Source organism: Caulobacter sp. 10L414, from assembly GCF_056395525.1.
Genome location: NZ_JBFTJR010000116.1, coordinates 1 through 4,881 on the forward strand (window position 1 = coordinate 1; position 4,881 = coordinate 4,881).

Sequence of the window (4,881 nt, forward strand, 5' to 3'; positions counted from 1 at the left end):
GGCGGCGCGGCGGCGCGGACCCTTGGACGGGCGGAGGTTCATGACAGGCGAACCAACCGATAGGCGGGTTTACGTCCCCCGCCCTCTAAACCCGCTCGATCGCATCCACGTCGCCGCTTCGGGCCGGATCCTTGCGCCCTCTCCCTGCGACGGGACCAGATGACTATGCGGCCGGATTCAGCGCGTCTGATTGGGGAGGCTGAGAAAGTTGAAAGTGGTTGATCGCGTTCAGGACTTTTCGCTGAACGCCGGGGATCCACGCTGCTATATCCCCTTCGGCGCCTCAAGATGCTCCCCCTTCAGGGGGAGGATCCCGGCGCCTAGTTCGACTTCACGTAGAAGGCCGCGTCGTTGCCGACGGCGCGGGCGCTGCTGGTGATCGAGCGGGCTGAGCCGGTGACGGTGGTGGTGGCGCGCGAGGAGACGTCGGCGTTGTTGACCTGGGTGTTGCTGCTGGTCATCGAGCCGCCGCAGGTTCCGCAGACATAGGCCCCGACCGAGTTGCCGACCGCGGTGGCGCGGGCGCCGATGTCGTAGCCGTCGTGGCCCTCGGCGCTGGCGATCACTTCCACGCCGCCGCCGTCGTTGGTCTGGACGTTGTCGAGCACCAGGGCCGCGCCCGTGTTGCTGACGACCGCGGCGTTGCCCACGCCGTAGGCGCTGCTGTTGGCCGCGCCGAACTGGTAGGACGTGGTCTCGGCCTGCGAGCGCACATAGGCGGTGTTGTACTGGTGGTTGGCCACGTCCAGCAGCGGGCCGACATTGGTGGCGTTGAGGTTGTTGCCCGCCGCCGAGGTCGAGGTCTGCGTCAGGTAGGCGTTGCCGTAGGCGGTGAACTTGCTGGCCTGCACCAGGTCGGAGGTGTTGCCCTGGTCGGTGATGACGCGGGCGGCCGACTGGTTGGCGCCGTCGATGTCGATGTGGTTGCCCGCCGCCGTGCCGGCCACGGTCGAGGTTCCGCTGACGTACTGCACGATCGCGCCGCCGTCGGCCATCACGTCGCCCGAATTGGCCTGGCTGATCCGCGCCCCGGCCGCGCCGTTCTGCAGCCACAGCCCTTGCGTGTTGCCGGTGGCCTGGGTGTCGACGGCGATGTCGCCGGCCCGGGCGGTCTCGCCCTCGACCTGGCCGCGGGCGGTGACCGCGCCGCTGTTGGTCTGGACCATGAAGCCGCGGTAGGTCGCTTCTTCCGCCCCGGCGTTGCCGAAATTGCCGGCCGCCTGGGTCGCCACCACGCTGGAGTCGCCCATCGAGCCCGAAGCGTTGACCACGGTATGGCCGTAGACCGAGCCCTGGTTGACCTGGTTGGAGGTGGCGTCGACGTCCACGCGCGCGCCGGCGATGCCGACATTGTTGCCGGTGGCGGCGGTCGATGCGCTGACGCCTTCCTCGACGGTGACGACGTTCAGCGTCTGCTCGCTGAACACCTCGCCCAGGTTCAGCTGGTCGTTGAGAACCTGGCCCTGGGCGAAGGCGCTAGTAGCGGCCGCGACGCACAGAGGGATCGCTGCGATCGTTCCAGCGAGACGGATCTTCGCGGGTCTGCGCATTGTTGCTTCCCAGGTTGTTGTAGGCGGGCGTGAAGGCGCCCGTGACGCCGACGGTGTCGGCCCCGAAGGGATCCGACTGCAGGCAGCTTTGCGGACCCGGCATGCCGTAGAGGTTGGCGCTCATCTCGACGACCGAACGCTCGATCAGCGAGCGCACGGCCAGCTGCACCGGCTCCAGCGCGCCCTTGCCGGCCGACAGGTCGAACAGGTTGTTGTTGGCGAAGGCGAAGATGCCGGCGCTGACTTCGCGGCCGATCACCTGCTTCTGGTAGGAGATGACGTCTTCCACCACCAGGGTGCGGCTGTTGATCAGGCGCAGGTCCATGGCGATGTTCATCACGAACAGCCGGCGCTTGAAGTTGGCCTTCAGGCCGTCGGTGTCGATGTCGCCGCCATAGAGGTCGGCGCCCGCCGAGTGGATGTTGTAGTTCAGCTCGGTGACGCCGCCGACGAGGTAGAAGTCCGAGCCCGCGACCTGGCCGGCGACGATCTTGCGATAGTCGGCCGGAGCGTCCGGCGTCGGGGCCGGGCGGTCGGAGATCAGCTTGTTGTTGGCGTACTTCAGCTCCAGTTCGGAGACCGAGGTGTCGAAGCGCTCGACCATCGGCATGCCGGCCTTGGCGAAGGCGGTCATCGCCATCAGCGAGGCGCCTTGCGTGACCTTGCGGCCCGATCCGTCGGACTCTTCCTTGCCGGTGTAGTCGGCGATGCGGCCCACGGCGATGCGCGGGGCGGCGACGCGGTTCTGGCGGGCGTAGGACGCCAGGCAGTTCAGCGCCGTCGAATAGGGGGTGGGGTTGGCCGTGACCGGCGCGGTGCCGATCGGGCGGGCGTAGTTGCCCGCGTCCAGGCGCTTGGGCACGCCGCCGCCGCAGGCGCTGAGCGCCGTGCAGGCCGCCGCGACCATCAGGAAGACGCGCTTAGTTGCCATTGGAGACACCGCCGTTGGTCGACGCGCCGGCGCTGACATTGCCGTTGTTGACCTGGTTGGAGTTGACGATCACCGTGTTGTTGTTGCCCTGGGTGATGACCGTCAGGTTGTTGCCGATCGCGGTCGAGCCGGAGAAGCCGCCCAGGCTCCCCACGCCCGAATAGCTGTCGAGCGAGCCCGACGAGCTGCGGCTGGAATAGACGCTCTGGTCGCTGCCGGTCAGCATGACGCCGTCGACGATGACGCGATTGCCGTTGGCGTCGCGGGTCGAATAGTCGACGACGTGGTTTTCCTGGCCGGCGGTGCGGCCGTAGCCGGCGTTGAACGACGCGGAGTTGCTGCTCATGCTCTGGGCCATGGCCGGGGCGGCGGCGTCCAGGATCAGCACGCCGGCGACGGCGGCGACCGCGCCGAGGGCCCGAACCAGGGGCTTGTTGTTCTTCTTTGAGGCCATGACGGGCTCCGCGACTGTCTGTCCGGGGCTTGCAAGCAACCCCCGTGCCAAAACCGGACACGTCATCCTAGGCGGTAAGGTATCCAGAATTGGTTAAACGCGCCGGGTGCGGCCAATTGGGCGCGCCGTGTCGCGGTGGCCGGCGTTCCACCATTGATCCGGGCGCGGGTTTGCGAGACCCTCGTTACGCAAAAGAGCGATCAGGGAGGATTGCGTTTTGTTGGTGTCTCAGATCCTGAAGACCAAGGGCGACCTGGTGTTCACCGCCTCGCCACAGGAAACGGTCGGCGCGGCCGCGGCGCTTCTGCACAGCCGCAAGGTCGGCGCCATGGTGGTGCTCGAAGCCGACGAGTCCATCGCCGGCATATTGTCCGAACGCGACATCGTGCGGCAGATCGCCAAGGAGGGCGCGTCCGCGCTGGCCAAGCCGATCTCGGCCTGCATGACGCGCGACGTGATCTTCGCCCAGCCCGACGAAAGCGTCGACGACCTGCTGGCCAAGATGACCGACCGCCGGATCCGCCACCTGCCGGTGGCCAAGGGCGGGCGCCTGGTCGGCATCATCTCGATCGGCGACCTGGTGAAATACAAGATCCAGGAAGCCCAGGCCGAGGCCGACGGGCTGAAGGCCTATATCGCCGCCGGCTGACGGCGGGATCTTCGCGAAGAGGTAAGGCGCTCTTCTTGTAGAGAGCGCGGAAGCAGGCTCGTCCTCGTCGAGGGCGGGCCTTTCTCATGCGCGCTCTCTTATAGGAGAGGATCAGCCGATCAGTTCGGCGCCCTGGCCGGTGACCGCGTCGGCCAGGCTGTAGCCCTCGAGCACGGCGGCGGTGGCGTCGCGGGCCCGCAGCAGGGCCTCGCGCAGGGCGCAGGTGGCCAGGTCGCTGCAGTCCTCGCAGCGGCGGAAGGCGGTGCGGCTGACGCAGGGGGCCAGGGCCAGCGGGCCGTCGACCAGGCGGATGATCTCGGCGAAGCTGATCTCCTCCGCCGGACGGGCCAGCAGGTAGCCGCCGAACTTGCCGCGGCGGCTGGTCACCAGCTTGTGGCGGGCCAGGCCCAGCAGGATGGCTTCGAGGAACTTGCGGGGGGCGTCGGCGCGCAGGGCTAGTTCGCCGGCCGTGACCTGCTCTTCCGCGCGGGCCAGTTCGACCATGGCGCGCAGGGCGTAGCGGGCTTTCTGGGACAACATCGGCGGCGTCTCTCCTTATAGAGCGCTCTATGGAGGCTGCATGGCGGGGTGCGCAAGCGGTTCCGCTTGGCCAGGCCCGGGCGCCCGGCAGCGATTTCATGCACAGATCCGCTCACAGCTAACCGGCGCGGTCGGACGAAATTGGGTTGCGGCGGGGCAGGGGGCTGTCTAGAAGCCGCACCTCGCCGCGGGGGACACGCTCCGCCGCTCGGAAATGAAGGTTTCGACTTGCATTTCCAGCGCCGGATCGCTAAGTTCCGCGGCCTCAATCGACTCGGGCAGCTGGATTGCCGACGACCTCTGGTCTTCGGGATGAGGCGCTTTTGTTGCTTCTGGAGGGCTTTTGTTCTTCGGTAAGTTTCTGAAAAGAGTTGGTTGACTGGGTTTGGTTGTTTCAGTAGGAGCGCCGACCCAATCATCGGGATCGAAGAGTTCGCAAGAATTCGGAAGTTCAGATGAAGAAGTCGAGTAGAACTTTCTTGGAAAGATTTGCTTGACAGGGTTTGGTGGTTTCTTTAGAAGCTGCCGGCTCGCTGGTCCGGGGATTTCCCTGGTTCGGCACTGGGTCGGAAAGTTTTGAAAAAAACGATTTGACACRGAATTCGAGGTTAGCTAGATAGYCGCCTCCGCCGACACCGGGCGCTAAACGGTGGGGCCGCTCCCCGGTTACGGAGGCGGCTCGGAGCTTCGGCTCTGGTCTTTGACATTGTTGATTTGGAAAGAGAAACGCAGGCGGCGGCGCTCTGGCGATGACCCT

The 4,881-nt window shown here is 66.5% G+C and carries 5 protein-coding genes and 1 pseudogene; 1 reads left to right on the plus strand and 5 read right to left on the minus strand.

Going from position 1 to position 4,881, the window contains the following annotated elements:
• Nucleotides 1–320: 320 nt before the first annotated feature.
• Genes hfaD through hfaA form a run of 3 tightly spaced genes read right to left on the minus strand, consistent with a single transcriptional unit; the run spans nucleotide 321 to nucleotide 2,839 of the window.
• Nucleotides 321–1,550 carry a holdfast anchor protein HfaD gene (gene hfaD / locus AC1DCG_RS24830; protein ID WP_477031471.1) on the minus strand — a complete coding sequence of 410 codons (1,230 nt, stop codon included), beginning with the start codon at nucleotides 1,548–1,550 and terminating at the stop codon, nucleotides 321–323.
• Nucleotides 1,477–2,481 (minus strand): holdfast anchoring protein HfaB, encoded by a 1,005-nt coding sequence (gene hfaB, locus AC1DCG_RS24835; protein ID WP_165261723.1) that lies wholly within the window; start codon nucleotides 2,479–2,481, stop codon nucleotides 1,477–1,479. Before hfaB ends, hfaD begins: the two co-directional genes overlap by 74 nt.
• Nucleotides 2,471–2,839 carry a holdfast anchoring protein HfaA gene (gene hfaA / locus AC1DCG_RS24840; protein WP_477037274.1) on the minus strand — a complete coding sequence of 123 codons (369 nt, stop codon included), beginning with the start codon at nucleotides 2,837–2,839 and terminating at the stop codon, nucleotides 2,471–2,473. Before hfaA ends, hfaB begins: the two co-directional genes overlap by 11 nt.
• Nucleotides 2,840–3,152: 313 nt before the next feature.
• Between hfaA and AC1DCG_RS24845 the strand changes: the two genes are divergently transcribed.
• On the plus strand, nucleotides 3,153–3,584 hold the full coding sequence (locus tag AC1DCG_RS24845) for a CBS domain-containing protein (protein WP_165261725.1): 432 nt from the start codon (nucleotides 3,153–3,155) through the stop codon (nucleotides 3,582–3,584).
• 111 nt (nucleotides 3,585–3,695) lie between these two features.
• Here the strand turns inward: AC1DCG_RS24845 and AC1DCG_RS24850 are convergent, their stop codons facing one another.
• Nucleotides 3,696–4,124 carry an RrF2 family transcriptional regulator gene (locus tag AC1DCG_RS24850; protein ID WP_101711835.1) on the minus strand — a complete coding sequence of 143 codons (429 nt, stop codon included), beginning with the start codon at nucleotides 4,122–4,124 and terminating at the stop codon, nucleotides 3,696–3,698.
• 451 nt (nucleotides 4,125–4,575) lie between these two features.
• A pseudogene (locus tag AC1DCG_RS24855) lies at nucleotides 4,576–4,881 on the minus strand (hypothetical protein); the annotation flags it as partial.